Origin of the sequence: Mesorhizobium sp. M7A.F.Ca.ET.027.02.1.1, assembly GCF_004022985.1 — a bacterium.
Classification (GTDB): Bacteria; Pseudomonadota; Alphaproteobacteria; order Rhizobiales; family Rhizobiaceae; genus Mesorhizobium.
Genome location: NZ_RZOL01000010.1, coordinates 1 through 23,050, shown reverse-complemented (window position 1 = coordinate 23,050; position 23,050 = coordinate 1). Strand labels below are relative to the sequence as shown.

Below are 23,050 nucleotides of genomic sequence, written 5' to 3'. Positions count from 1 at the left end.
CTCCCCCCCTCGTGGAGGAGATTGGCCAATCACCCAAGTGCGCGCAGCTTCGCCTTGACTTCGAGAAAATCCCGCCACGCCAGCTTCTTGTGCGACGGGGTTCGCAGGAGATAGGCCGGATGCAGCGTCGGCATGGCCGGGATGGCGATGCCGGACGCCGTCGTGTGGGCGCGCCAGTTGCCGCGCAGCCGCAATATGCCTTCCGAGGTGTTGAGCAAGGTCTTGGCTGACGGGCCGCCAAGGTTGATCAGCACCTTCGGATTGACCAGTTCGATCTGCCGCTCGATGAACGGCCGGCAGATCTCGGTTTCGTGCGGCGTCGGCGTGCGATTGCCCGGCGGCCGCCAGGGAATGACATTGGCGATATAGACTGAAGTACGGTCGAGCCCGATCGCCGCCAGCATGCGGTCGAGCAGCCGGCCCGATCGGCCGACGAAGGGCAGGCCCTCGATGTCCTCATCGCGGCCGGGTGCCTCGCCGACCAGCATCACGGCGGCTTCCGGGTTGCCGTCGGCGAACACCAGGCTTTTGGCGGTGGCCTTGAGATTGCAGCCTTCGAATGCCGCCATGTGCTGGCGAAGCTCGTCCAGCGTCGTTGCTGTGGTCGCCAATTGGCGGGCAAGTGCCGCCTGCGCTTCGTCGGGAACGGTGGCCGACGTTGGGCGCGCAACCGGCGGCGCACTTGATCTGTCACCTGGTTCGGGGCGAGACATATTCGTCGAACGCTGCGGTGGGGCGATATCGCCCGAAGACGCCGCCGCGCGCTCCATGGGCTTTGGCGCAACCTCGGCAAACCGGTTCACGGGCTGGTCTTCAAGCGCCTCGTCGACCCCCACGCTGGCATAAAAGGCCAGCAGGTCGGCAATGTCGGATCGGTTGTTGGGGGAGGCGGCAGTCATGCCTGGCACATTCGTCTGCCGAGAGGCGATTTGCAACATCGGTGATTGGCGAAAGCGGCGGTGAAAGCTGATCTCCCTCCTTGAGGGGGAGATGGCCGGCAGGCCAGAGGGGGTCGCCGCGCGTAGAGCGCCAGCCTCCTCTGTCGGCGAAGGGGAGTCGCGTCCGGTCGTGCCGACCCCCTCTGTCGCCTTCGGCAACATTTCCCCCTCGAGGGGGGAGCGCGCGTCCCCGCGTCCGCTTCTCTACCCCGTTGGTATGCGCGGATCCTGCACCAGATAGAAGGTCCATCGCGGTGTGTAATCAGTCATCAGGAATTCGAACCTGGCGGTTTTCAGCGGGTCGACCTTGCCATTCCTGAACAGCAGCCGGTCATAGGGTTCGAAATCGCGATCGAAATCGGCGAAATTGCTCGATAAGATATTGTCCGGCGTCTTGTTGCGCTGGTCGAAGGAAAGCCCGTCGCCGAACACGCTCGGCCGATTCAGGATCTCCTGCAATTCGAACTGGAATTCGACCCAGGCCTGGCCGCTGTTGTTGAGCACCTCGATGCGCATATACATCATGCCGTTGGCGAATTCGCCGGCCTTGCCGAAGGCCTGGATCGGCTTTGTCGTGCGGATCGTCAGCGTCACCGGCGTTGACGAATTCAGTTCTTCGGTGATGACGAACGGATCATCCTTCGTCCCGATGCCCGAGGCGCCGGTGATGCGGAAGCCGCCAAGCTCGTCGGAGAAGGAGTAGGCGCCTGCCGCCCAGACCTTCACTTCGTCGGCGGCAGCGAGATGCGGCGCCAGCATCAGAAGGGCCAAAAGGAGCGCCCGGCGGATCCGGCCGGGCGGGAAAAGAAAGCGCGTCGATGAAAAGCCGGCTGGCCCAGGAATGCGCATGGCGTGAAGTATGGCCGATAAGCAAGCCGTCGAACAATTAAAAACGCGCGCCTCGCAGGCAATGCCGGGCGAAAAGCAGTCTTCCAGCCTCGCAATGCGCGACTTTTTGGCCAAAACGGCATTGTCACGTATGCGCCGGTTTCCTGTCGTCAATTGATGCGCTATGCAGCGCGGGAGCCAGCAAGATACCCGAATGGGATAAGCCAGTGCGGAGGGGTTGATGAGCGACATCGAACGCGAAAGCATGGAATTCGACGTGGTTATCGTCGGTGCCGGACCGGCGGGCCTCGCCGCCGCCATCCGCCTCAAGCAGGTCAATCCCGAGCTTTCGGTCGTCGTCCTGGAGAAAGGCGGTGAGGTCGGCGCCCATATCCTCTCCGGCGCCGTTGTCGATCCGATCGGCATCGACCGGCTCTTGCCGGGCTGGCGCGACGAGGACGGCCATCCCTTCAAGACGCGGGTCACATCGGACCATTTCCTGGTCCTTGGTCCTGCCGGCTCGTTTCGCCTGCCCAACATGCTGATGCCGCCGCTGATGAACAATCATGGCAACTACATCGTCTCGCTCGGCAATGTCTGCCGCTGGCTGGCGACCAAGGCCGAAGCGCTCGGTGTCGAGATCTATCCGGGCTTTGCCGCCGCCGGCCTGCTCTACAATGAGCAAGGCGCCGTCACCGGCGTCGTCACCGGCGACATGGGCGTCGAGAAGGACGGAACGCACGGTCCGGGTTTCGCACCCGGCATGGCGCTGATGGGCAAATATGTGCTGATCGGGGAGGGCGCTCGCGGCTCGCTCGCCAAGCAGTTGATCGCCAGATACAAGCTTTCCGATGGCCGCGAACCGGGCAAATACGGCATCGGCCTGAAGGAACTCTGGCAGGTCAAGCCGGAGAACCACCGTCCGGGCCTGGTCCAGCATTCCTTCGGCTGGCCGCTTGACTTGAAGACCGGCGGCGGCTCGTTCCTCTACCATCTCGAGGACAATCAGGTGGCGGTCGGCTTCGTCCTCCACCTCAATTACAAGAACCCCTATCTGTCGCCCTTCGAGGAATTCCAGCGCTTCAAGACCCATCCGGCGATCAGCGGGACTTTCGACGGCGCCAAGCGCCTCGGCTATGGCGCGCGCGCCATCACCGAGGGCGGCTGGCAGTCGGTGCCGAAACTCTCCTTCCCCGGTGGTGCGCTGATGGGATGTGCGGCGGGCTTCGTCAACGTGCCGCGCATCAAGGGCTCGCACAATGCCGTGCTGTCCGGCATGCTGGCGGCCGAGCATGTCGCCGAGGCGATCGGTGCCGGGCGCGCCAACGACGAACTCGCTTCCTACGAGGAAGCCTGGCGCGCGACCGACATCGGCAAGGATTTGAAGAAGGTGCGCAACGTCAAGCCGCTGTGGTCGCGCTTCGGCACGATCGTCGGTGTCGGCCTCGGCGGCCTCGACATGTGGCTGAACACGCTGTTCGGTGTCTCGCCCTTCGGCACGCTGAAGCATGGCAAGGCCGACTATGCGACGCTCGAGCCTGCCGCCCGGCACAAGAAGATCGCCTATCCGAAGCCAGATGGCGTGCTGACCTTCGACAGGCTGTCCTCGGTGTTCCTGTCCAACACCAATCACGAGGAAAACGAGCCGGTCCACCTGCTTGTCGGCGACATGGAACTGCAGAAACGTTCCGAGCACGATGTCTTTGCGGGCCCCTCGACGCGCTACTGTCCGGCCGGGGTTTACGAGTGGGTCGACAAGGACGGCAATGCCGCCGCCGATCCCACGGCCAAGGATGTGCGCTTCGTCATCAACGCGCAGAACTGCGTCCACTGCAAGACATGCGACATCAAGGACCCGAACCAGAACATCAACTGGGTGCCGCCGCAAGGCGGAGAAGGCCCGGTCTACCAGGGCATGTAGGCCCGCGCCGGCCACAGCGTGCAAAGGACCCGACGACGGCTCGGGTCTCCCGTCGCATGTGAAACATTAGGACTGTTGAAACTGCCGCGCGCTTATGGTTCCATTCCTTGACGATAAGGAGATGGCCAATGCGCCTGGCGGTTCTGGCATGCCTTGTGGCGATCGGTGCGCTGTTCGGTTTGGCTTCGGCGGCCTCGGCCGGCACCAGGGTGGTGGTCAAGACGCGGACCTACGACATCACCGGGACCACGGGGCTGGCGCTGATGCAGGCTATGGACCGCAAGGGGCCGAAGCACGGCTTCATGACGCACGCCATCGCGTTGACCGGCTACGCAGTGGATTGGGACCTTGACACCAGCCAGGACAATGGCGTTTGCCGCTTGCGGCGCGCCAACGGCACGCTCAATCTCTTCTATACGTTTCCGCGTGTCGCCTCGGCCACCACGCCGACGCTCCGGAAGCGATGGACGCGGTTCTTCGCCGGCGTCCGCGCCCATGAGGAAACCCATGGCCGTATCGCCAGGGAGATGATGCAGGCCACGGAAAGATCGATCTCCGGCCTCAGGATTGCCGACGACCGGTTCTGCTACAAGACACGTCGCGAGGCACAGCGACGTATCAAGGCCACCAATGCCGCATATGAGGCCAAGCAGCTCGCTTTCGATGCGCGCGAGCATCGCGATGGCGGCCATGTCCAGCATCTCGTCATCGCTTTGGTCAGGCCCTGATCCTTCAGCCTGGCGTCTTGCCGGTCTGGCTTATGGCCGCGGTCGCGGTTTCATGTTCATCGAGCGGCTTTTGCTGGTTCAGCCTGAGCGAGAACTCCACCATGACCGGAAGGTGATCCGAGCCGGTGTCCTCCAGCCGTGTCGCGGAATGGATGGTCACGCCGCCCTTGCTGAAAACCTGGTCGATCGGCAGGCCGGCGAAGCGCCGCAGGAAGTCCGGCAGCTTGATGTGGATCCAGGTCGGGCCGGCGGACGGCATCACGGTCAGCCCGCCAAGCGCCGCGACCCGCCGCACGGCGGCACTCCATGGCGCGGCATTGCAGTCGCCCGCCATGATGGCCGTCTCGCCGAGCGCGGAAAGCGGCTCCGTCAATTCGCCGATCTGCCAGTACTGCTCGCGTGGCCACGGCCAACTGAGGTGGATCGCCGCGACATCGACGTCGATGCCGCCGAAGTCGACGGTCGCTGTCGCCATGGCGCCGCGCCTTTCGCAACGCGCCTCGGTGCCCGCGGCAAAGGGCCTCCGCGAGAGCAACGCGACGCCGAATATGCCGTTGGGATAGGGACAGAGGATCCGGTATGGATAGGCGCTGCTGATATAGCCAAGCTCGGTCGCCCACATCGCCGATACCTCGTCGAGGGTGATCACGTCGGGATTGGTCCGGCCGATCAGCGACAGCACCTTCTTCGGCGTCGGATTGTCGTAGCGCAGGTTCATCTGCAGCAGCTTGTAGATTGCGCGGTCTTCGTTCTTGGCTTCATAGGCGGCCTGAACCGGCCACAGGCGGGAAAAGGACAGCGACCCGGAAGTGGTGGCGAAGGCCGCCACGGCAAAAAGCAGTGCCACGGCCGCCTGCAGGCGAAATGTCGTGGCCAGCAGCGGCAGCGCGCAAAGCGCCATCAGCACGGCAAGGTGGACGCGGAAATGCGAGAAGGAATCGAAGGCGGGATGCAGCGTTCCGAAAAACCCGGCCACCAGCGCGATCGAACAGGCCAGCATTGCCAGGAATGCAACCGAAATCAGCAATGTCCCGAGGCTCGCTCTCTCCATGCCGCCTGCTTATCGGCAGAAATGCGGCCCAATCAAGATGAGAAATGCCGCCTCGATGCGTGGCATCGGCCTACTGGAACGCCGTTTCCGAAAAACTTCTGAGCTTGCGCGAATGCAACCGCTCCATCGGCATTTCCGCGAGCTTCTCCATCGCCCTGATGCCGATGGTCAGGTGCTGCGCCACCTGGCGCTTGTAGAATTCGGTCGCCATGCCGGGCAGCTTCAACTCGCCATGCAACGGTTTGTCCGAAACGCACAGCAGCGTGCCGTAGGGAACGCGGAAGCGGAAGCCATTGGCGGCGATGGTCGCCGATTCCATGTCGAGTGCGATGGCGCGAGATTGCGACAGACGCTGTACCGGGCCACGCTGGTCGCGCAGTTCCCAGTTGCGATTGTCGATGGTGGCGACGGTGCCGGTGCGCATGATGCGCTTCAGGTCGTAGCCGGAAAGGCCGGTGACTTCGGCGACGGCTTCCTGCAACGCCACCTGGATCTCGGCCAGCGGCGGGATCGGCACCCAGACCGGAAGATCGTCGTCCAACACATGGTCCTCGCGCACATAGGCATGCGCCAGCACATAGTCGCCCAGCGCCTGGGTGTTGCGCAGGCCGGCGCAGTGGCCGAGCATCACCCAGGCATGCGGCCTCAGCACCGCGATATGGTCGGTGATGGTCTTGGCGTTGGAGGGCCCGACGCCGATATTGACCATGGTGATGCCGCCATGTCCCGATTTCTTCAGGTGATAGGCCGGCATCTGCGGCAGGCGCGGCGGTGCAACGCCTTCGCTAGGCGCGCTTTGCCCGCTCTTGGTGATGACATTACCCGGCTCGACGAACTCCGTGTATCCGCCGCCGCCATTGGCCATCAGGTCGCGGGCGCGGGCGACGAACTCGTCGATGTAGAACTGATAATTGGTGAACAGCACGAAGTTCTGGAACTGCTGCGGCGTGGTTGCCGTATAGTGCGACAGCCGGTGCAGCGAATAATCGATGCGCTGCGCCGTGAAGGGCGCCAGAGGCCTCGGCTCGCCGAAGGCGACTTCGAAGGTGCCGTTGGCGATCTGGTCGTCGGTGCCATCGAGATCCGGCACGTCGAACAGGTCGCGGATCGGCCGCTTGATGCGCTCTGCCGTCGCGCCGTCGACATGGGTGCCTTCAAGGAAGGCGAAATGCAGCGGGATGGGTGTGGTCGATTCCGACACCGTGACCGCAACCCCATGATTGCGCATGATCAGGCGCAACTGCTCGACGAGGTAGCTTTCGAACAGGCCCGGCTGGGTGATGGTGGTGGAAAAATGCCCGGGCGTCGGCATATGGCCATAGGCCTGGCGCGAGTCGATCTGGGTGAACGAGTTGGTGGTGACACCGATCTCCGGATAAAAGGCCCGGTAGCGCTTGCCATTGTCGCCGCCTGCTGCCGCCAGCTCTGCGAACGAGTCGCGCAGGAATTTGGTGTTGCGGTCGTAAAGCGCCTGCAGTGCCTTGACGGCTTTCTCGGCGCTATCAAAGCTTTGCCGGCCAAAAGGCTCCGGCATGACGACAGATTCGATGGCTTGTGGGTAGATTCGCTTTTCCATGGCTCAATATAGAGACTTGGATCGGCACTTGGGAGGGGTGTCGCGACCGAAGGCGGCCAACGCGCCGTTTTTCTTCAACCGCGCTGCAGGCTGACCAGGAGCACAAAGCCGACGCCGGACTTCTTCAGGGCTGGTGCGTCGATCGTCGAGCCGGCATCTGAGCGCATCATCGGCACGGCCAGAACCGGAGCGGCCAGAACCGCCAGGATAAGCGCCGCCCGCGGCAGAAGCCGAAGGGTCTTGAGAGCGTTGGCGGCGATGCGGTTCATGGTGTTTCAGCTTTTCTTTTCGAGGTCTTGGTTCTTTGTTCAGTTGCGAAGATGGGTGGGGCAGGCGAGGCGGCAGGTTCTGGAACTGGCTTCGTCCCAGGCGCGGGCCGGACGGCCCGCTTCGGCGACGAGGATGGCGAAGAACATTCCAAACAGGCTCACCAGCAGGCAGACGATGGTGAAGCGGCGAGCAAGCATCGGGTCGGTCTCCTTCAACACGCCGGAGAATGCCCTGATGCAACTGAACCGGCTCTGATGCCGGCGTTCATCTGCCGTTCAAGATGATTGACGGGGTTTCGACGGCGCCGGCGTCGGTTTGGATAGCCGCCGGCGGGTATCGAGCATCACCGGTGCAGGATGTGTCGACAAAACGAAAACGGGGCCCGCTGGGGCCCCGTCCTCATGTCGTAAGGGTGGTCGATCAGAGCTTGTGCCAGGTCTGGCTCTTGCAGATCAGTCCGCCGAGCACGCAGCCGCTCATCTTGAGAGAGCTGCCCGACAATGTCGCCTTGCCCGAATAGGTCTTGTCGTTTGCCGGATCGGTGATGTTGCCGGCATATTTGTTGTCGCCTGTCGCCTTGAGCGAGCCGATGGTCTTGCCGGCATATTTCCCGGACTTGAGCGTGATGGAAAACGAGCTGCCGGCGGCGATGGCCGCGGTTTCGCCGGCCTGCGTCTTCCAATTGCCTTCGATCGGATCGGCCCATGCCGCACTCGCCACGATCAATGTGGCCGCAAGGGCCAGGCTCAGTTTTCGAAACATGTCTTCCTCCCTGTGGATGTCCGGCCGGATGCTCCGCCTCGCCGGTCTGCCGCTTACGCAAACGTAAGCTAATCCAGCTCCCGGCAAAACAAAAGCGGTGCCGTAGCGGAAGACTTTGGGATTTTGCAGCCGCCTGAAAGCGCCTCCTCGACGATGAAATGAAACGATCGGCGCATCGCCTTTGTCTGCCGTGGTTAGCGAAGTCTTGCCCCCGCGCGAGAAAACTTTCGTCAAATTTGAGGCAAGCAGGCTGAATTGCTGGGTTTGTATCCTTAACGAATTTCGGCGTTTACCTCTTGTTTTAGCTTTGTTTTCCTCAAATTAAGCACGCCATTTAACGACGGATTCAAGCCTGCACGGCATTCTCGAAAGCATCGGAAGAGCAGCCGGCAAGACGAAAGAAGGCAGCTCTCGGGAGCCTGACAGGGCCGGAAAACAGGGGATTGAAATGGCACGTTTTGAAATGCTTGAAGCAGGTTTCGGCGCCATGGGAGCAACTGCTCAGGCCGACATCCTTTTCGAACTGGGCATGATGTATGCGACCGGCCGCGATTGCGAGACCGATGTGGTTGCCGCCCACAAATGGTTCAACATCGCCGCAATCAAGGGCTCGGCCCGCGCCGCCGAGCTGCGCTCGGAACTGTCGGCCGCCATGTCGAAGGTCGAGATCGCCACGGCGCTGCGCGAAGCCCGCGAATGGATGACCATGCACTGAAATCTGCCAATCGCAGACAGATCCATCGAAGACAGGGAAGCTCCGGGATCAAGGCCGCACAGACGGCCAGACCCGGCGAAATTGAAGGCCGCGCAAGACGGTCACGAAGGCAAGGGAAAGAACGCGGCAGGCCGCAAGGCCCAGTCGTGCGCGACACAGGGAAGCTGAGCGGATTTTTAGGCGCGGGGGCGCCTGGAGATTGCTCGACGGGCAAAAAAGCCGCGACCAGCCGGAACAAGGCTGGCGTGGCTTTTTGCGTGGATGACGTCTTGCAGGCCCAATCGAGCGGCGCCAATGCGCCTAGACAGGCTCAATGAAGGGTGAAATTGTCCGGCCTCTCTGGAAGAAGCGCGGCCGGGGCGGCCGCGCGTGAGTGGAGGAGTTCTACCATCATGAAAAAATTGAGTATTTTGAACGCGGCCATATTCGGCCTGATGTTGAGCACGCCGGTCGCACTCGCAGACGACATCACCTTTGCGGTGGTGGGCCCGATGACAGGACAGCTCGCCACCATCGGCGATCAGTTCAAGCAGGGCGCACAGGCTGCCGCCGATGCGATCAACGCCGCGGGCGGTGTCGACGGTCGTCAGATCAAGCTGAGCATCGAAGACGACCAATGCGATCCCAAGCAGGCCGTGTCGGTTGCCAACCGCGTCGTCGCCGATGGCGTCAAGTTCATCGACGGCCATGCCTGCTCGGGTTCCAGCATTCCGGCCTCGGCTGTCTATGCCGAAGCCGGCGCCTTGATGATGAGCCCGGCCTCGTCAAACCCGGTGCTGACCGATGCGGCAGCCAAGGCCGGCTGGCCGACGATCATGCGCCTTTACACGCGTGACGATGCGCAGGGCGCCTTCATCGGCCCATGGATCGCCAAGAAGTTTGCCGGCAAGAATGTCGTCGTCCTGCATGACAAGAGCGCCTACGGACAGGGCGTGGCTGACGCCGTCAGGGCAACGATGAATGCCGGCGGCCTCAAGGAGGTCTATTATGACGGCATCAACGCTGGCGAGAAGGACTATTCGGCTCTCGTCACCAAGCTCAAGGATTTGAAAGCCGACGTTGTTTATTTCGGCGGCTACCATCCTGAAGCCGGCCTGATCCTGCGTCAGTCGGCGGAACAGAACCTGAAGTTCCAGCTGATCATGCCGGACTCCATCGCCTCGCCGGAATTCTGGCAGGTTGCCGGCCCGGCCGGCGAGGGCACCATGTTCGTCTTCCCGTCGGATCCGCAGGCAAAGCCGGAAGCCAAGGCAGCCGTCGAGAAGATCAAGGCCGGCGGTTTCGTGCCGGAGGGTTTCACGCTGTTCTCTTACGCCACCATCCAGGCTTTCGCCGAAGGCATCAAGCGTGCCGGCAGCGACGACCCGGCCAAGGTTGCCGAAGCGTTGAAGAACGGTACGCCGATCAGCACCGTTGTCGGTGATGTCACCTTCGACGAGAAGGGCGACCTCAAGAATGCCAGCTACGACATCAACCAGTGGCATGACGGCAAATACGCGCCGATCGCGCAGTAATCGCCACCCTGGCGACTGGATGGCATAGAGAAATGGCCGGGTTCATCCCGGCCATTTTTTTGCTTCCCCTGTCGTGGCCTTCCGAACCGTCAGCTCACTGCTGTGGTCGCGGCGTTGTGCTCCTCGACGAACCGCACCAGCACCGTTCCGTCGGTGACCTGTGCGCCCTCTGTGGCGATCTCGGCGATCACGCCGTCATGCGGCGCGGCGATGGTGTGCTCCATCTTCATCGCCTCGAGGATCAGCAGCGGCTGGCCCTTGATCACCGTATCGCCTTTTCCCACGCGCACCAGCTTGACCAATCCCGGCATCGGCGCACGCAGGCTGCCGGTGCTTGCCGCCGCCTCATCGGCCCGTGCCAACGGGTCCGGCACGGCGAAGGTGTAGCCGACGGCGCCTTCGAACACGGTGATATGGCCTGGCCAGCGGGCGAGGCGCGGCGTGGCGCGAAAATCATGCGAATTGGTGTCGCCATAGGGTTTGTCCAGCGCGACCTGGAATCGTCCGTCCGCCCGCACCGAAACCTTCGCCGCGATATCGTCTTCGCCGAACTTCAGCCATGTGCGTCGCGCCACGCTGTGGAAATGGGCATAGCCGACAAGCGACGACCACGGATCGTCGGATGACGGCGATGCTCCGGCCCCGGAGGCCGCAAGGGCGGCGGCAGCAATGGTTTCGTCGCTCGAAGGCGGGACGGTCGTCAAGGTTTCTTGGTGTCTGCCAATCAGGCTGGTGTCGACATCGCCTGCAGCGAAATCCGGATCGGCGGCCAGAGCGGCGAGAAAGGCGGTGTTGACCGTCGAGCCGGCGATCTCGGTCCGGGATAGCGCCGCGCCAAGCGCTCCCAGAGCCCCCTGACGGTCCGTGGCGTGGACGACCAGCTTGGCAATCATCGGGTCGTAATAGGGCGAGATGGCGTCACCCGCCCGCACGCCTGTCTCTATGCGCATCGTGGCGCATTCGGAGGCCGCGTCTGGAAATTTCAGATGGTGCAGCGTGCCCGTTGCCGGCAGAAAACCTTTCGTCGCGTCCTCGGCATAGATGCGCGCCTCGAAGGCATGGCCGACGAGCGCGATCTCGCTTTGCGTCTTCGGCAGCTTTTCGCCGCTGGCGACCCGCAACTGCCACTCGACCAGATCGGTGCCGGTCACCATTTCGGTGACCGGATGTTCGACCTGCAGGCGGGTGTTCATCTCCATGAACCAGAAGCGGTCGGCTTTCAGGCCCTGCGAGGCATCGACGATGAACTCGATGGTGCCGGCGCCTGAATAATTGATCGCCTTGGCGGCCTTCACCGCCGCATCCGTCATCGCCTTACGCAAAGCCTCGGTCATGCCGGGCGCGGGCGATTCCTCGATCACCTTCTGGTGGCGGCGCTGCGCCGAGCAGTCGCGCTCGTAGAGATGCACCACATTGCCGAAATTGTCGCCGAACACCTGCACCTCGATATGGCGCGGCTTGTCGACATATTTTTCGACCAGCACGCGGTCGTCGCCGAACGCGGCTTTCGCCTCGCGCCGCGCGCTGGACAACGCCTCGGAAAACTCATCGGGATGCTCGACCCGGCGCATGCCCTTGCCGCCGCCGCCGGCGCGCGCCTTGATCAGCACGGGATAGCCGATCTCGCGTGCCTTGGAGGCAAGCAGCACGATTTCCTGCGCCTCGCCATGGTAGCCCGGCACGACCGGCACGCCGGCCTTTTCCATCAGCCGCTTGCCCGCGTCCTTCAACCCCATGGCCCGGATCGAGGCCGCCGACGGGCCGATGAAAATCAGCCCCGCCGCCACCACCTGGTCGACGAAATCGGGATTTTCCGACAGGAAGCCGTAGCCGGGGTGAATGGCTTGTGCGCCCGTTGCCAGGGCCGCGGCGATGATCTTGTCACCGCGCAGATAGCTTTCGCCGACGGGCGAGGGGCCGATATGCACCGCCTCGTCGGCCATCTCGACATGCAGGGATCTCGCATCGGCATCCGAATAGACGGCGACAGTGCGCACACCCATCTTGCGCGCCGTCCGGATGACACGGCAAGCGATCTCACCGCGATTGGCGATCAGGATCTTGGCGAACATGGAGCCTCCCGGTTTTGCCTCGGGCAGCAGCGCCATTCTGGCAGGCGCCAGCCTATTTGGAGGCAGCGATCTCGCAGGCGCCGCCGGTCGTGACCTTGTAGTGGCCGCGGGTTGACTGACAGGATTTCATCGCCAACTCTTCGGCCCTCTTTTGAGATGGTGCGTTGAGGTGACCGCCGCAAACTATGTACGACGACATTATCCGCGCGTAGGGCGTGGTTGCGTACGCTGAATGGCCACCGGCCGCGACATAGGCCTTGTAGGTCTTGGTGCAGGGATCCTTGGGATTTCGCGGCAGGTACGGCGGGAAACGCTTGTCTCCCTCGCTTCCAGTGAGTGAGCCGGCCATGCCCGCGCCGCACGCGGCGACCGTCAGCAATCCGGCCAATATCGCCATGGCTGTTCGCCTGGAATTCGTGGATTTCATCTTGTCTTACCCAACGAGAAAAACCGGGCGTTTTCCGGCCTATTTGGACGCGGCGATGCTGCAGGCGCCGGCAACGGTAACCTTGTATTTGCTTTTGCTGGCCTGACAGGATTTCAGTGCCAGTTCCGCAGCCGCCTTCTGCGACGATGCATTCAGCTTCACGCCGCAAACGAAGTACTCGGTCGCCGGAACGATTGGCGTCGCCGCGAAAGCCGAATGGCCTGCGGCTGCGAGATACGCTGCGTAAGCCTTCCCGCAGCCCCCGGTGGTTCCTATAGGGATGGTCACTGGGTAGCGCACGTCGCCCTTGCTGCCTGCCAGCGATCCGGCCATGGCGGCGGTGGGGGCCGCCACGATCAGCAAGCCTGCCACTATAGAGGTGGCTGCTCCTTTGCAGGTCCAGGATTTCATACTGCTTCCCCCATTCGCAAAAAAGTCTCGGCTGGTTGCTTATTTCGATGACGAGATTGCGCAGCCGCCACTCGCGGTCTTGAGCTTCCACCGTGTCAAGCCGGCTTGGCAATTGCGCAGCGCCGTCTCTTCCGCCGCCTTCTGGGACGGCGCGTTGAGCTTCGTCCCGCAGACAATGTAGAGGTCGACGACACGCGAATAAAAGGTTGTAGCGTAGGCCGAATGACCGCTCGCCGCGACATAACCCTTGTAGGCAACGTTGCATTCGCCCGAACCCAAGGTCGGCGGAAAACGCACGTCTCCCTTGCGTCCTGCGAGCGATTCCGCCGAGCCGGCGTCGGTCGCTGTTAATATTAGAAATACAGAAAGTATCGAAGCAGCCGTTCCCTGGCAATATTTCAGTTTCATTTTCAGCCCGTCCCCATTGCCCCATGCTGGATAAGCAGTAGCGAATATTTTGCCTCGCCGCCAGTTCACTGTTTGAGAATCGAAGCCGCTTATGCTGATGAATCGATTGGCCCATACAGTTCAGCCTTTTCGCACGGCAGCAACGGCCTGCCGCTATAGTTCCGCCGTTTGGCCGTCGAAGTTGACCGTCCATTCTCACATCCGAAACACGCCAAAGCGCGTGTCCTCGATTTCGGCGTTGAGCGCAGCGGACAGGCTGAGCGCCAGCACGTCGCGCGTCTTCGCAGGGTCGATAATGCCGTCGTCCCAGAGGCGTGCGGACGAATAGAGCGGATGGCCCTCATGCTCGTATTTCATCAGGATCGGCTTCTTGAATTTCGCCTCTTCCTCGGCGCTCCATTCTCCGCCCTTGCGCTCGATGCCTTCGCGCTTGACCATGGCAAGCACCGTTGCCGCCTGCTCGCCGCCCATCACCGAGATGCGGGCGTTCGGCCACATCCACAGGAAGCGCGGCGAATAGGCGCGGCCGCACATGCCGTAATTGCCGGCGCCGAACGAACCGCCGATGATGACAGTCATCTTCGGCACCCTGGCGGTGGCGACCGCCATCACCAGCTTGGCGCCGTCCTTGGCGATGCCGCCTGCTTCATATTTTCGACCGACCATGAAGCCGGTGATGTTCTGCAGGAAGACAAGCGGGATCTTACGCTGGCAGCACAGCTCGATGAAGTGCGCGCCCTTCACAGCGCTTTCGGAAAACAGCACGCCGTTGTTGGCGATGATGCCGACCGGCATGCCATGCAGATGGGCAAAGCCGGTGATCAGCGTGGTGCCGTAGTTCTGCTTGAACTCGTCGAATTCGGAACCGTCGACGATGCGCGCGATCACCTCGCGGACGTCATAGGGCTGGCGCAGGTCGGTAGGCACGATGCCGTACAGTTCATCCGCGGGATGAAGCGGCGGAATCGATTTCTGTAAGTTCAGACTTACAGTCTTGTTCCGATTCAGGTTTTTGACGATGCGTCGGCAAATGGCGAGCGCATGGTCGTCGTCGAGTGCATAGTGGTCGGCAACACCGGAAAGCCGCGTGTGCACATCGGCGCCGCCGAGATCCTCGGCGCTGACGTCTTCACCAGTGGCCGCCTTCACCAGCGGCGGACCGCCGAGGAAGATGGTCGCCTGGTTGCGCACCATGATCGTCTCGTCGGACATCGCCGGCACATACGCTCCGCCCGCCGTGCAGGAACCCATGACGCAGGCGATCTGCGGAATGCCTGCGGCGGACATGTTGGCCTGGTTGTAGAAGATGCGGCCGAAATGCTCACGGTCGGGAAACACCTCGTCCTGGTTGGGCAGGTTGGCGCCGCCGCTGTCGACGAGGTAGATGCAAGGCAGATTGTTCTGCAGCGCGATCTCCTGCGCCCGCAAATGCTTCTTCACGGTCAGCGGATAGTAGGTGCCGCCCTTCACCGTGGCGTCGTTGACGACGACCATGACTTCGGTGCCTTCGACGCGGCCGATGCCGGCGATCATGCCGGCCGAAGAGATCTCCTCGCCGTACATCGACCATGCCGCGAACTGGCCGATCTCGAGGAAGGGCGAGCCGGTGTCGAGCAACTGGGCGAGACGCTCCCGCGGCAACAGCTTGCCGCGCGAAACATGCCGCTCGCGCGCTTCCTCCGAGCCGCCGCGCTCGACGGCCGCCGCCTTCTCCGCAATGTCGGCGACCAGCGCCCGCATGCGCTCGGCATTGGCGCGGAATGCCTCGGAGGAAGGAGAGATCTGGGTTTGCAATGTGGCCATACCTACACCCCCTCGGCCATGATCTCGCGCCCGATCAGCCAGCGACGGATTTCGCTGGTGCCGGCGCCGATCTCGTAGAGCTTGGCGTCGCGCAGCAGGCGGCCGGTCGGATAGTCGTTGATATAGCCATTGCCGCCAAGCAGCTGGATGGCGTCGAGGGCCATCAGCGTCGCCTTCTCGGCGGCAAACAGCACGCAGCCGGCGGCGTCCTTGCGTGTCGTCTGGCCGCGGTCGCAGGCGGCGGCAACGGCATAGACATAGGCGCGCGCGGCATTCATCACCGTGTACATGTCGGCCAGCTTGCCTTGCACCAGCTGGAACTCGCCGATCGCCTGGCCGAACTGCTTGCGCTCATGCACGTAGGGGATCGCCACGTCGAGGCATGCCGCCATCAGGCCGATCGGGCCGCCGGCAAGCACGGTGCGCTCATAGTCGAGGCCCGACATCAGCACCTCGACGCCACGGCCCTCCTCGTGCAGCACGTTTTCGAACGGCACTTCGACATCCGAAAAAACCAGTTCGCCGGTATTGGAGCCGCGCATGCCGAGCTTGTCGAGCTTTTGCGCCACGGAAAACCCGGCCATCGCTTTCTCGACGATGAAGGCGGTGATGCCGCGCGATTTCAGGTCCGGGTCGGTCTTGGCGTAGACGACCAGGGTCTCGGCGTCAGGCCCGTTGGTGATCCACATCTTGGTGCCGTTGAGCACGTAGCGGTCGTTGCGCTTTTCGGCACGCAGCTTGAGCGAGACGACGTCCGAGCCGGCGCCGGGTTCCGACATCGCCAGCGCGCCGACCCGCTCGCCCGAGCACAGTGGCGGCAGGAATTTTCCCTTCTGCGCTGGCGTTCCCCAGCGGTTGATCTGGTTGACGCAGAGATTGGAATGAGCACCATAGGAGAGGCCGACCGAGGCCGAAGCGCGCGAGATTTCCTCGACGGCGATCACATGCGCGAGATAGCCCATGCCGCTGCCGCCGAAATCGGGATCGGCCGTGATGCCGAGCAGGCCGAGCGCACCGAGTTCACCCCACAGATGCGCCGGAAATTCGTTCGAGCGATCGATGTCGGCGGCGATCGGAGCGATCCGGTCCTGGGCGAAGCGCCGCACCAAGTCGCGCAGCGCCTCGATCTCCTCGTCATGCCCGAAGCTGAGTGTGTTCGTGTACATGCCGTTCCTCCCCGCGCATGACCCCGAAAATCGACTTTGATTTTCGGGGTCATGCGCAAAATCAAAATGCTACAGCGTCCTTTGCGCGTCCGAAGGGACGCGCGGCGCTGTAGGTACCGATCCTCGCGCCAACCAGGCGCATTGTCATTGAAAGATATGTCGCCGTGACTTCGGCGATCGATAGCCGCTCGCCCGGCCGAAACCAGACGATGACGCCGGTCATCATCTGGATCAGCGCCATCGCCGTCAGCCCGGTGTCGTCGATGCTGAAGGTGCCCGTCTCGGCACCATCGCGTAAAATAGTGCGCAGTTCCTTTTCGTAGGCAGTGCGCATGCGCAGGATCTGCGTCAGCCGTTCGGGCGACAGGCTGCGCAATTCCATGTTCGACACATGCGTGGCGTGCCGTCGCTCGATATGAAAGGCGATGTGATTGCGCACATAGGCCGAGAGCAGTTGCGCCGAATCTGCGTCCGCCGGGCGGGCTGCTTCCCATGCTGTGGCCAGACCCTCCATGTGCTCGCGCATCAGCGTGAACAGAAGCTCTTCCTTGGTTGGAAAATAGCGGTAGAGCGCGGCCGCCTGGACGCCGACCTCGGCGGCAAGCTGGCGCATTGACATTGCTTCGTAGCCAAACCGCGCGATGAGGTTGACCGCCGCCCCACGGATGGTCGCTTCGGTCTTTTCGCCATCGGATCCGGTCGTGCGCGCCATGTCAGCTCCTCTGTGGAGTGATAATAAAACGAACGTTCGATTAATTCAAGGCGGCGCGCTCAGGCAATGATCCTGAACCCGACAAGAACGTGTTGTGTTGCCAGGTCCTCGACGTCGACCCTGGAGACCGAAGCCCCGGCCGGCCCTTTCCAGAGGCGCTCGATCATTGTCGAGACCGCCTCATCGAGCCCAGCGATCTGGGCCGTTACAGACCCATCCGCCTCATTGCGGACCCAGCCCGCAAGGCCAAGGCTCGTGGCCTGATCCCGAGCCCAGGCCCTGAAGCCGACGCCTTGCACATTGCCGTAGACCCGCGTCAGCACTTCCCTGCGACGATCAGCCATGAATCTCTCCAAGCCTGTCTCGTTTTGAATCTGGCGCGTGGCGTGAGGAATGCAACCTGGGAACTGCGCGCGAGCGCAATGGCTGGCCTCTCTGGCTCAAAATTTAATTGACTCCGTCCACTAATTTTGGAAAATACGGCTGCCTTAGGAGTGGCTGCGGATGTTGGACGAACGCAACGCATTGGTGGCCGATGTCAGGCGCTTCAATCGCTTCTACACGCGCACCGTCGGCCTTCTCGACGAGACGCTGACACAAAGTGCATTCACTTTGACTGAGGCGCGCGTGCTGTTCGAACTGGGTCACCGCAGCAACCCGGCTTCCGCCGAAATCGCGGGCGAGCGAGGTTTCCTGGCTGGGGCTTTTCGGCTGGAGAATGGCCCGGCGGCCTCCGAAATATCAAGACAGTTGCGTGTCGATGCCGCCTATCTGACGCGGATCCTGCGCAAGTTTGCGGGCCAGGGGCTGACCGAGGCCAGAACGGACCCGGCTGACCGGCGCCGAAGGGTCCTCTCGCTGACCTCACGGGGCGAGGCAGCGCTTGCCAGACTGCAGGCGGCGGCCGATCGGGACACGGCGCGGCTGATCGAAAGCGTTCCCGACGACAGGTTGCATGAACTGCGCAGCGCCTTGCGCAAGGCGGGGGAATTGCTGGGCGATCCCACCCGTGACAGCAGCGAGGTGACGTTGCGGCCGCATCGCGTCGGCGATGTCGGCTGGGTCGTGCAGCGCCAGGCCCAACTCTATGCCGAGGAATATGGCTGGACGATCGAGTTCGAGGCCATGCTCGCCGAGATCGGCGCCGATTTCATTCGCAATTTTGTGCCCGGCCGCGATTTCTGCTGGATCGCAGAGCGCGGTGGTGAGCCGGTCGGCGCGGTGTTCCTGGTTCATCAGGACGACGAAATGGCCAAGCTGAGAATGCTGCATGTCGAGGCGTCGGCGCGCGGCCTCGGCATCGGCAAACGACTGGTCGCGGAATGCGTGAACCAGGCCCGGGCTTGCGGCTACACCAAGCTGGTGCTGTGGACCAACGACATCCTCGTCGCCGCGCGCGCGATCTACGAACGTGCCGGCTTCAGGCTGGTCTCGCAGGAGCACCACCACAGCTTCGGCAAGGATCTGACCGGCCAGACCTGGGAAATGAATTTGTAGCGTGCCTTGTGATTCTGGCTTGCCTACAACCGGATACTAGTTTCCCCGCGCTGCCGCCAAAGCGCCCGGAAGTTCATCGGCGAAGATGTCGAGTTCATGGTCGAGGCCGACGCTGACGCGAATGCAGCGGTCGAGCCGTGGCGCCATCGGCTTGCGGATGAAGACGTCGCGTGACAGCAGACCTTGCAGAACTTTCAGCGCGAAAGCGCCATCGCCGCCGCAATCGATGGTGACGAAGTTGGTCGCCGACGCCAGCGGCTTCAGGCCATTTGCCTCGGCAATGCCGGCGATGCGTCGGCGACCGGCCGCGACCCGCGCCACCACGCTTTGCAGATAGTCCTGATCGGCGAGCGCCTCGACGCCGGCGATCTGCGCCATGCGGCTGACGCCATAATGGTTGCGGATCTTCTCGAAGTCGCGGATCACCTGGGCCTCGGCGATCGCATAGCCGCAGCGTATGCCCGCCAGCCCGTACGCCTTCGAGAAGGTGCGCATGCGGATGACGTTTGGCCTGGAGATATCGATCGGCGGCAGCGCCGAAGCCGGTCCGAGTTCGCCATAGGCCTCGTCGAGCACCAGCATGGTGGTTTGCGGCAGCGCCTCGATGAAGCGGATGATCTCGCTCGCCTCCCACCAGCTACCCATTGGATTGTCGGGGTTGGAGAGATAGACCAGCGGGGCCTTGTCTTTGCGCACCGCCGCCAGCAGGCCATCCAGGCTTTCCCGGTCGTTCTCGTAAGGGACTGTCACCAGCCGCCCGCCGACACCGGCAATGTGGAAGTTGAAGGTCGGATAAGCGCCGAGCGACGTAACCACCGCGTCACCAGGCGCGACATACATGCGTGCCACCAGGCTGAGCAGGCCATCTATGCCTTCGCCGACAACGACGTTCTCGGCTTCTAGGCCGTGATGGCCGGCAACCGCCACCTTGAGATCGTGATTGTCGGGATCGCAATACATCCACATGTCGCCGGCGATCTCGGCCATCCGGGCGGTAACGCGCGGCGAGGGACCAAAGCTGCTCTCATTGGCGCCGATCCGGGCGCGGAAAGCGCGGCCACGCTCGCGCTCCTGCGCTTCGGGGCCGACAAACGGCACCGTCGAGGGAAGCGCCGCGATGAGTGGCATGAGGGGAGGGCGCTGGTGCATGGTGGAAAGCTCGCTTGAAAAGGGCCTTCTTGCTAGCGCGCCGGATGGGGCGGTGCAAGTTGCCGCTGGGCAGATCCGTAACGCTGGATTCATCCGGCTCTTTTTGCTAGCGAGATATCATGAACAACCGTCTCCCGCCTGCTTGGTCAAAGCACATCAAGCCCGGACCCGCGCCGAAAGCGAAGGGGCCGATACTCAAGCTGACAGTGAGCCAAGGAAACGCTCAATCGCGAGCGCAGGCCGACGAAGCGCTGCTGAACCAGGCCTATGCCCTTCAGCAGGCCCAGCGGCTCGACGAGGCTCAGGACCTGTGCCTTCGGGTGCTGGCGCGCACGCCAAACCATCCGCTCGCTCTGTACATCCTGGGGACCCTGTACCAGCGTTACGATGACGAGATGGCCTTGCGATATTTCGCGCGGGCGGTCGGCGAGGAACCTAAAAACCCTTACTACCACCTCAGCCTCGGCGAGGCCTATGTGAAGGTCAGCGAATACTCGCCAGCCATCAAGCATATGCTGTATGCTTTGGAACTGCAGCCCCGACTTATCGAAGTGCTTTGTGCACTGGGGCGCGCCTACACCAAGTTTGACAAACCCGACATGGCTTTGCCGCTTTACGAGAAAGCGCTCAAGATCAACCGCGATCATCCCAAAGTGCGGGCGGGGCTGGCCAGCGCGCTCAGCGGCCTGGGGCGCATGGATGAGGCCGCCGCCTTTCTGAAAGAAGCAATCGGACGTCGCGTCGACGTGCCGGCTGCCTACCACGACCTCGTACAGACGAAAAAATTCACCGAAGAGCCGGAGGAACTCCAATCCATCCTGCGTGAACTCGGCAATCCCAAGCTTGATCCGGACGGTGCTTACAAGCTCCATCACGCTGCCGGCAAGGTACTGAACGACCTCAAGCGCTACAGTGAGGCATTCGACCATTTCAATAGGGGCAAACGGGCCTCCGGCTACACCTTCGACATCAATCTGTATCGCCGCTGGATCGACTCCCTGATTGAAACCTTCACGCCGGACTTTCTGGCGGCCAGGGCCGGCTATGGAAATCCTTCCGAAGTGCCTGTGTTCGTGGTCGGTATGCCGCGGTCGGGCACAACGCTCACGGAACAGATCTGCGCCAGCCATCCCGATGTTCAAGGGGCAGGCGAGCTTAACAAATTAAGGCGGGTCGCCAATGCAATCGGCCTTAAAACCTCATCGGCCGGCGATTTGAGCCGGCCGGTCATGTCGGTCACGCAAGATCTGTCCAGAACACTGGCGGAAGAGCATCTGTCCTACCTTAGGGAGTGGGCGCCTGCCGCGCTTCGCGTGGTGGACAAGATGCCGCACAATTTTGAAATGATCGGCCTTATCGGTCTTCTCTTTCCCAACGCGCGCATCATTCATTGTCGCCGTGACGCCATCGACAATTGCGTCTCTTGCTTTGTCCAGAGCTTCAACAAAGGACACAGCTACAATACTGATTTGCGAATACTAGGTCTGTACTATCGCGAGTATGACCGACTGATGCGCCATTGGAACGAGGTTTTTCCGGGCCTTATCTTCGAAAACCGCTACGAAACGCTGGTCGAGGATCAGGAGGCGCAGTCACGCCGCCTCATAGATTACCTTGGGCTGCCCTGGGATGATGCATGCCTGCGTTTTTTCGACAGGGACGGTTCGGTCAACACGCCCAGCCGCTGGCAGGTTCGCCAACCGATCTACAAATCGTCCGTCAAGCGGTGGAAGAATTATGAAGGCGAGATCCAGCCACTAATCGATGCTTTGGGCGACTTGGCGGACGCGTAATTCAAACGAGTCTGGTGTGCCTCTCATGCGCGCACGTCTCCTCGAGTTTCGTTGGCACTGCTGAAATCGAGGCTGAAGAAGCGCAGGGATGTGCGTGATTTCGCACCCGATGGTACCAAACGCAATCGCTCGGTTGGTCGACTATTTTCTGCTGGCCGACGCTCGAAGCGCTTGATCGCGAACCTCCGGCGCTGCCGGACTGGCTAATAGCCCTGGTTGCCGGACCTGTCAGGGCTCCGCCTCGTCGGCAGGCTACCGTTGGCCAAACATTCAAGAAGTGCAGAGGCTCCGCTGCGGGCAGTACAGCTGCATTTTGACGAGTCCCTTGGAAATCCGGCATGAAAAAACCCGGCGGTTGCCCGCCGGGTTTCGATTTCGACAATCGAAATATATTAGAACGAGCGCTGGAAGCGGAGGAGACCGCCGATGCTGTTCTTCTTGTCGGCCGGTGTGAACGATGGGTTGACATAGTTGACATCGCCAAATCGGCCTGCGTGGAGGTAGTCGACTTCGGCCGTGACGGTGAAGCCCGGAACAACGTCATAGGCGATGTTCGCGGCAACACCGACGTTCTTCCAATCGTCAGCAGACACCTGAGCGTTGAACGAGGTTTTTTCGTTGAACTTGTAGGTACCACCGCCCCACACTGCCCAATTGCCACCCCACATCTTGTAGAAGCCGCGACCATTGGCGTCGACATGATTGCCGAGGTTGTCGTTGAGGTTATCGTCCGAGCCGTAGCCGCCCATGATGAACAGCGAGAGTTCGTTGGAGACATTCACATCCAGGCGAACCTTGCCGGCCACTTCTTCGTAGTTGCTGTCATAAGCGACCACACCGGTGATGGCGCCCCAGCCCTGCGTGTACTTCACACCACCGACGACATGCGGAACATAGCTGTCGATCGTGTCATTGGCGTTACCTTCTTCCAGCGAGACGACGGCCGAGAAGCCGTTGCCAGCATCGAAGTAGTACTGGACGACGTTGGTGTCGAAATCGCCGTAGGGAACGAGCGTGTCGTTGATGACGTTGCCGGCGTAGCCGACGAACGTGTCGAAGGCCGATTCGTCCTTACCGACGCGCAGACCACCAAGCTGGATCCAGGCGAAGTTCAGCGAGACGTCCCGGTTATGGGCGGCGTTGACGTCCTCGAAAGCGTTGTCGTCGCCGAAGTTGAAGCGGGTCTCGGTGTAGGTCTTCAAGGTGCCGAGTTCGGTCTCCTGGCCGGTCCAGGTCTTCAGCGTGAAGCGGGTATTCTTCAGCCAGGTATTGTGGTCATCACCATCCTGGTGATCCGCCGCTTTTGCAC

The 23,050-nt window shown here is 62.1% G+C and carries 24 protein-coding genes; 7 read left to right on the top strand and 17 right to left on the bottom strand.

The window, feature by feature from the left end; all coding sequences use genetic code 11:
• Positions 1 to 29 precede the first annotated feature (29 nt).
• Positions 30 to 899, bottom strand: coding sequence for a uracil-DNA glycosylase (locus EN749_RS02695; protein WP_164873876.1), 870 nt, complete (start codon positions 897 to 899; stop codon positions 30 to 32).
• Between the two features lie 243 nt (positions 900 to 1,142).
• Complete coding sequence (locus EN749_RS02690; RefSeq protein WP_127810911.1) at positions 1,143 to 1,787, bottom strand: hypothetical protein; 645 nt, start codon at positions 1,785 to 1,787, stop codon at positions 1,143 to 1,145.
• Between the two features lie 10 nt (positions 1,788 to 1,797).
• Here EN749_RS02690 and EN749_RS37570 point away from each other — a divergent pair, with 10 nt between their 5' ends.
• The 3 genes from EN749_RS37570 to EN749_RS02680 all read left to right on the top strand — a co-directional run bounded on the left by EN749_RS37570 (position 1,798) and on the right by EN749_RS02680 (position 4,415).
• The gene (locus EN749_RS37570; RefSeq protein WP_155930595.1) at positions 1,798 to 1,944 is read left to right on the top strand and encodes a hypothetical protein; all 147 of its coding nucleotides are present in this window, start codon (positions 1,798 to 1,800) and stop codon (positions 1,942 to 1,944) included.
• Between the two features lie 63 nt (positions 1,945 to 2,007).
• On the top strand, positions 2,008 to 3,687 hold the full coding sequence (locus tag EN749_RS02685) for an electron transfer flavoprotein-ubiquinone oxidoreductase (protein WP_128362518.1): 1,680 nt from the start codon (positions 2,008 to 2,010) through the stop codon (positions 3,685 to 3,687).
• Positions 3,688 to 3,815: 128 nt separating this feature from the next.
• Positions 3,816 to 4,415: a DUF922 domain-containing protein gene (locus EN749_RS02680; RefSeq protein ID WP_127810909.1), complete on the top strand. Its 600-nt coding sequence runs from the start codon at positions 3,816 to 3,818 to the stop codon at positions 4,413 to 4,415.
• Positions 4,416 to 4,419: 4 nt separating this feature from the next.
• Here EN749_RS02680 and EN749_RS02675 read toward each other — a convergent pair whose 3' ends face one another.
• The 5 genes from EN749_RS02675 to EN749_RS02660 form a co-directional block, all read right to left on the bottom strand.
• Positions 4,420 to 5,466, bottom strand: a complete 1,047-nt coding sequence (locus tag EN749_RS02675) for an endonuclease/exonuclease/phosphatase family protein (protein ID WP_128362517.1) — start codon at positions 5,464 to 5,466, stop codon at positions 4,420 to 4,422.
• Positions 5,467 to 5,536: 70 nt separating this feature from the next.
• Positions 5,537 to 7,000, bottom strand: coding sequence for an AMP nucleosidase (locus EN749_RS02670; RefSeq protein WP_245466279.1), 1,464 nt, complete (start codon positions 6,998 to 7,000; stop codon positions 5,537 to 5,539).
• Positions 7,001 to 7,116: 116 nt separating this feature from the next.
• The gene (locus tag EN749_RS02665) at positions 7,117 to 7,311 is read right to left on the bottom strand and encodes a hypothetical protein (protein WP_127292634.1); all 195 of its coding nucleotides are present in this window, start codon (positions 7,309 to 7,311) and stop codon (positions 7,117 to 7,119) included.
• Between the two features lie 39 nt (positions 7,312 to 7,350).
• On the bottom strand, positions 7,351 to 7,509 hold the full coding sequence (locus tag EN749_RS37565) for a hypothetical protein (protein ID WP_023812838.1): 159 nt from the start codon (positions 7,507 to 7,509) through the stop codon (positions 7,351 to 7,353).
• 223 nt (positions 7,510 to 7,732) lie between these two features.
• A complete protein-coding gene (locus EN749_RS02660; protein WP_127398834.1) occupies positions 7,733 to 8,074 on the bottom strand; it encodes a DUF2147 domain-containing protein in 342 nt (113 codons plus the stop codon).
• Between the two features lie 448 nt (positions 8,075 to 8,522).
• Between EN749_RS02660 and EN749_RS02655 the strand changes: the two genes are divergently transcribed.
• Entirely contained in the window at positions 8,523 to 8,789 is a 267-nt protein-coding gene (locus EN749_RS02655) for a sel1 repeat family protein (RefSeq protein WP_013532614.1), read from the top strand.
• 392 nt (positions 8,790 to 9,181) lie between these two features.
• A complete protein-coding gene (locus EN749_RS02650) occupies positions 9,182 to 10,303 on the top strand; it encodes an ABC transporter substrate-binding protein (protein WP_127810906.1) in 1,122 nt (373 codons plus the stop codon).
• An 89-nt stretch (positions 10,304 to 10,392) separates the two neighbouring features.
• Here EN749_RS02650 and EN749_RS02645 read toward each other — a convergent pair whose 3' ends face one another.
• From EN749_RS02645 to EN749_RS02610, 8 genes are all read right to left on the bottom strand, one after another.
• The gene (locus tag EN749_RS02645; RefSeq protein WP_128362516.1) at positions 10,393 to 12,375 is read right to left on the bottom strand and encodes an acetyl/propionyl/methylcrotonyl-CoA carboxylase subunit alpha; all 1,983 of its coding nucleotides are present in this window, start codon (positions 12,373 to 12,375) and stop codon (positions 10,393 to 10,395) included.
• 52 nt (positions 12,376 to 12,427) lie between these two features.
• Positions 12,428 to 12,772 (bottom strand): hypothetical protein, encoded by a 345-nt coding sequence (locus EN749_RS02640; protein ID WP_236382870.1) that lies wholly within the window; start codon positions 12,770 to 12,772, stop codon positions 12,428 to 12,430.
• Positions 12,773 to 12,841: 69 nt separating this feature from the next.
• Positions 12,842 to 13,213: a hypothetical protein gene (locus EN749_RS02635; protein WP_127322446.1), complete on the bottom strand. Its 372-nt coding sequence runs from the start codon at positions 13,211 to 13,213 to the stop codon at positions 12,842 to 12,844.
• 39 nt (positions 13,214 to 13,252) lie between these two features.
• On the bottom strand, positions 13,253 to 13,621 hold the full coding sequence (locus tag EN749_RS02630) for a hypothetical protein (RefSeq protein WP_127269365.1): 369 nt from the start codon (positions 13,619 to 13,621) through the stop codon (positions 13,253 to 13,255).
• Positions 13,622 to 13,816: 195 nt separating this feature from the next.
• Entirely contained in the window at positions 13,817 to 15,424 is a 1,608-nt protein-coding gene (locus EN749_RS02625) for a carboxyl transferase domain-containing protein (protein ID WP_127810904.1), read from the bottom strand.
• A 2-nt stretch (positions 15,425 to 15,426) separates the two neighbouring features.
• Positions 15,427 to 16,590 carry an isovaleryl-CoA dehydrogenase gene (locus EN749_RS02620; RefSeq protein ID WP_127396810.1) on the bottom strand — a complete coding sequence of 388 codons (1,164 nt, stop codon included), beginning with the start codon at positions 16,588 to 16,590 and terminating at the stop codon, positions 15,427 to 15,429.
• Positions 16,591 to 16,651: 61 nt separating this feature from the next.
• Entirely contained in the window at positions 16,652 to 17,302 is a 651-nt protein-coding gene (locus tag EN749_RS02615) for a TetR/AcrR family transcriptional regulator (RefSeq protein WP_127321262.1), read from the bottom strand.
• Positions 17,303 to 17,361: 59 nt separating this feature from the next.
• Positions 17,362 to 17,646, bottom strand: a complete 285-nt coding sequence (locus EN749_RS02610) for an acylphosphatase (protein WP_128362515.1) — start codon at positions 17,644 to 17,646, stop codon at positions 17,362 to 17,364.
• A gap of 160 nt (positions 17,647 to 17,806) precedes the next feature.
• On the opposite strand from EN749_RS02610, the gene EN749_RS02605 reads away from it, so the two are divergent.
• A complete protein-coding gene (locus EN749_RS02605) occupies positions 17,807 to 18,799 on the top strand; it encodes a helix-turn-helix domain-containing GNAT family N-acetyltransferase (RefSeq protein ID WP_128362514.1) in 993 nt (330 codons plus the stop codon).
• A gap of 36 nt (positions 18,800 to 18,835) precedes the next feature.
• Here the strand turns inward: EN749_RS02605 and EN749_RS02600 are convergent, their stop codons facing one another.
• Complete coding sequence (locus EN749_RS02600; RefSeq protein ID WP_128362513.1) at positions 18,836 to 19,948, bottom strand: pyridoxal phosphate-dependent aminotransferase; 1,113 nt, start codon at positions 19,946 to 19,948, stop codon at positions 18,836 to 18,838.
• Between the two features lie 119 nt (positions 19,949 to 20,067).
• Between EN749_RS02600 and EN749_RS02595 the strand changes: the two genes are divergently transcribed.
• Complete coding sequence (locus tag EN749_RS02595) at positions 20,068 to 21,741, top strand: tetratricopeptide repeat-containing sulfotransferase family protein (protein WP_127321258.1); 1,674 nt, start codon at positions 20,068 to 20,070, stop codon at positions 21,739 to 21,741.
• Between the two features lie 392 nt (positions 21,742 to 22,133).
• Here EN749_RS02595 and EN749_RS02590 read toward each other — a convergent pair.
• Positions 22,134 to 23,050: porin (locus tag EN749_RS02590; RefSeq protein WP_245491236.1), on the bottom strand; the 917-nt coding region annotated here is incomplete at its 5' end.

What these genes read in the sequence shown, in the direction of transcription:
- EN749_RS02605 (WP_128362514.1), top strand. Translation starts at nt 17,807, where the DNA reads ATGTTGGACGAACGCAACGCATTGGTGGCCGATGTCAGGCGCTTCAAT.
- EN749_RS02645 (WP_128362516.1), bottom strand. Translation starts at nt 12,375, where the DNA reads ATGTTCGCCAAGATCCTGATCGCCAATCGCGGTGAGATCGCTTGCCGT.
- EN749_RS02660 (WP_127398834.1), bottom strand. Translation starts at nt 8,074, where the DNA reads ATGTTTCGAAAACTGAGCCTGGCCCTTGCGGCCACATTGATCGTGGCG.
- EN749_RS02695 (WP_164873876.1), bottom strand. Translation starts at nt 899, where the DNA reads ATGACTGCCGCCTCCCCCAACAACCGATCCGACATTGCCGACCTGCTG.
- EN749_RS02630 (WP_127269365.1), bottom strand. Translation starts at nt 13,621, where the DNA reads ATGAAACTGAAATATTGCCAGGGAACGGCTGCTTCGATACTTTCTGTA.
- EN749_RS02615 (WP_127321262.1), bottom strand. Translation starts at nt 17,302, where the DNA reads ATGGCGCGCACGACCGGATCCGATGGCGAAAAGACCGAAGCGACCATC.
- EN749_RS02635 (WP_127322446.1), bottom strand. Translation starts at nt 13,213, where the DNA reads ATGAAATCCTGGACCTGCAAAGGAGCAGCCACCTCTATAGTGGCAGGC.
- EN749_RS02685 (WP_128362518.1), top strand. Translation starts at nt 2,008, where the DNA reads ATGAGCGACATCGAACGCGAAAGCATGGAATTCGACGTGGTTATCGTC.
- EN749_RS02625 (WP_127810904.1), bottom strand. Translation starts at nt 15,424, where the DNA reads ATGGCCACATTGCAAACCCAGATCTCTCCTTCCTCCGAGGCATTCCGC.
- EN749_RS02680 (WP_127810909.1), top strand. Translation starts at nt 3,816, where the DNA reads ATGCGCCTGGCGGTTCTGGCATGCCTTGTGGCGATCGGTGCGCTGTTC.
- EN749_RS02595 (WP_127321258.1), top strand. Translation starts at nt 20,068, where the DNA reads ATGAACAACCGTCTCCCGCCTGCTTGGTCAAAGCACATCAAGCCCGGA.
- EN749_RS02690 (WP_127810911.1), bottom strand. Translation starts at nt 1,787, where the DNA reads ATGCGCATTCCTGGGCCAGCCGGCTTTTCATCGACGCGCTTTCTTTTC.
- EN749_RS02655 (WP_013532614.1), top strand. Translation starts at nt 8,523, where the DNA reads ATGGCACGTTTTGAAATGCTTGAAGCAGGTTTCGGCGCCATGGGAGCA.
- EN749_RS02620 (WP_127396810.1), bottom strand. Translation starts at nt 16,590, where the DNA reads ATGTACACGAACACACTCAGCTTCGGGCATGACGAGGAGATCGAGGCG.
- EN749_RS02600 (WP_128362513.1), bottom strand. Translation starts at nt 19,948, where the DNA reads ATGCACCAGCGCCCTCCCCTCATGCCACTCATCGCGGCGCTTCCCTCG.
- EN749_RS02610 (WP_128362515.1), bottom strand. Translation starts at nt 17,646, where the DNA reads ATGGCTGATCGTCGCAGGGAAGTGCTGACGCGGGTCTACGGCAATGTG.
- EN749_RS02665 (WP_127292634.1), bottom strand. Translation starts at nt 7,311, where the DNA reads ATGAACCGCATCGCCGCCAACGCTCTCAAGACCCTTCGGCTTCTGCCG.
- EN749_RS02675 (WP_128362517.1), bottom strand. Translation starts at nt 5,466, where the DNA reads ATGGAGAGAGCGAGCCTCGGGACATTGCTGATTTCGGTTGCATTCCTG.
- EN749_RS37565 (WP_023812838.1), bottom strand. Translation starts at nt 7,509, where the DNA reads ATGCTTGCTCGCCGCTTCACCATCGTCTGCCTGCTGGTGAGCCTGTTT.
- EN749_RS02640 (WP_236382870.1), bottom strand. Translation starts at nt 12,772, where the DNA reads ATGGCGATATTGGCCGGATTGCTGACGGTCGCCGCGTGCGGCGCGGGC.
- EN749_RS02650 (WP_127810906.1), top strand. Translation starts at nt 9,182, where the DNA reads ATGAAAAAATTGAGTATTTTGAACGCGGCCATATTCGGCCTGATGTTG.
- EN749_RS02670 (WP_245466279.1), bottom strand. Translation starts at nt 7,000, where the DNA reads ATGCCGGAGCCTTTTGGCCGGCAAAGCTTTGATAGCGCCGAGAAAGCC.
- EN749_RS37570 (WP_155930595.1), top strand. Translation starts at nt 1,798, where the DNA reads ATGGCCGATAAGCAAGCCGTCGAACAATTAAAAACGCGCGCCTCGCAG.